General features: G+C 39.5%; 2 protein-coding genes. Both read right to left on the bottom strand.

Annotated features, from left to right (window positions below; translation table 11 throughout):
* Positions 1-152: 152 nt before the first annotated feature.
* Entirely contained in the window at positions 153-875 is a 723-nt protein-coding gene (locus QZY09_RS09915) for a hypothetical protein (RefSeq protein ID WP_295671862.1), read from the bottom strand.
* Between the two features lie 74 nt (positions 876-949).
* Positions 950-1,561, bottom strand: coding sequence for a hypothetical protein (locus tag QZY09_RS09910; protein ID WP_295671859.1), 612 nt, complete (start codon positions 1,559-1,561; stop codon positions 950-952).
* Positions 1,562-1,731: the final 170 nt, after the last annotated feature.

Genomic DNA, 1,731 nt, shown 5'->3' with positions numbered 1-1,731 from the left:
GATACTGAACAAACTGACCGTAGTAAAGGCAACAATGGCCTGGCAGATTTATGCCAAAAATTGAAGGAAGGGGGTGTAAAGGGTATTAGCTTGTGCGAGTTCGATCATCGCGATATACAACGGCACCCAATAATTGGGTCAGTATTAAAACTTTACGCTGACTGAGATAAGAATGCGGCTCGCAAGGCCGCATTTTTACGACGAGTTGCCCAACCCTTTTCTCCCGTCCCAGGAGGATTCTTCCAGCCGCTTCCGGTTCCGTTAATCAGTTTTGTTTGTTTTGTTTTGGCTACGGCCTCTGGTGTGTTACGCCACCCATCACCTTTGAGTGCCGTTGTAGCTTTCATTTTTTCGATAGACTCTTTTGATTTTGGTTTATTAAGAGTTCCATTTTTCTTTTTTGTTTCTAATTGTTTAGCAATAGTTGTAGGAAATGATTGATGCGTCCCTCTTTCTTTCATAGTTGCCATTGCTTTTTGCCTGGCCTCTGGTTTATGCGGATTATTTAATGTACCGTTTTTTATTTTAGTGGCTTTGGATTTAGCTTTATGACTATCTGAATGTACAAGTCCTGCAGTTCCATCACCACCATCTGTTTTATTATATAATATTCCAGCACCTATATCTTTACGACCGTACCAGCGAATTAACTTTCGTTCAAGAATAAAAGACCCAATTTCTAACAAATCCCAGTCTGTAATTATGATGCGAGAATCATCCTTAGGAGTCCATACCCCTCTATTATTTTTTATATCTCTGTGCTCCTCCCAGGCACGAATGCCTTTGCCCTTGCCACAGTAGTAAGGAGTACCATTGTCTCTCAAATAGAGATAAACATAAAATCCAGTTGGTGGAGTATTTTTAGTAAATATCATGCTGACATTGCCTTATAATGTTAGAGTAGTTGGGTGTTTCAGCACCGCGAACTACACCATTATTTAGTCAACAACTATTCTTTTTCACCGGTGATATGTGTGTATATTTCTTTCCAGTTTTTTAGAATTGTAATACCAGGATGATATTTTGACATATTATGACCGTGCTCTAATACAAGGGGTTGTAATCCATATTTGTATCCACACTCGGCATTGGACCATTTATCCTCAATCCAATGGAGTCCGGTTCCTTCATATTCTTGCAGTGCTTCGTCTTTGTCGGCACCTGTATCCAAACATACGATCCGTTCAAAAGCATACTCTCCAAATAGTTTTTTAAGATTCATTTCGCGGAGTCGTTGTGCGTTTGGGTCTAAACTTAAGGATGTGATACAGTGGAATTGATAGCCAAATTTTTCAACTAATTTTTTTACATAATACATGGCATCACGCTGTGCCGGTAAGAATCCAATTGCAGCACTTTCGTTAAACAGGCGTATAAGTTTAACTACCTGTTCTCTGGGTATGCCGTAGCGTATGCTCATATCATAATTGAGCTTGCTACCCGGAATCTCTTCAAAACCGTGTTCCTGCATCCAAACATTAAAGGCCCACTCCCAGTCTAACAAACAACCGTCAGCATCGGTTAGGATAAGTTTTTTTCTGTTTCTGTATTTCGATTTCATAATATTATTATACTATAAAATGCTTTTTTGGTCAACCAGGTGCAATTTCAGCTTTAATATCAATAGGATGCCCGTTTTCTTGGAACAAGCGTTCGATCGTCGCCGAATAGTGTTGATAATAATAACCGACAATGCGATCCCAATCTTTTGGTACGGTTACATTGTTCATG

The sequence above is a fragment of the uncultured Mucilaginibacter sp. genome (assembly GCF_903913935.1).
Classification (GTDB): domain Bacteria; phylum Bacteroidota; class Bacteroidia; order Sphingobacteriales; family Sphingobacteriaceae; genus Mucilaginibacter.
Note: the sequence above shows the minus strand (reverse complement) of the source record. Positions and strands in the feature narration are given on the sequence as shown.

Excerpts from the sequence above, each read along its gene's own strand:
- QZY09_RS09915 (WP_295671862.1), bottom strand. The coding sequence starts at position 875 with ATGATATTTACTAAAAATACTCCACCAACTGGATTTTATGTTTATCTC.
- QZY09_RS09910 (WP_295671859.1), bottom strand. The coding sequence starts at position 1,561 with ATGAAATCGAAATACAGAAACAGAAAAAAACTTATCCTAACCGATGCT.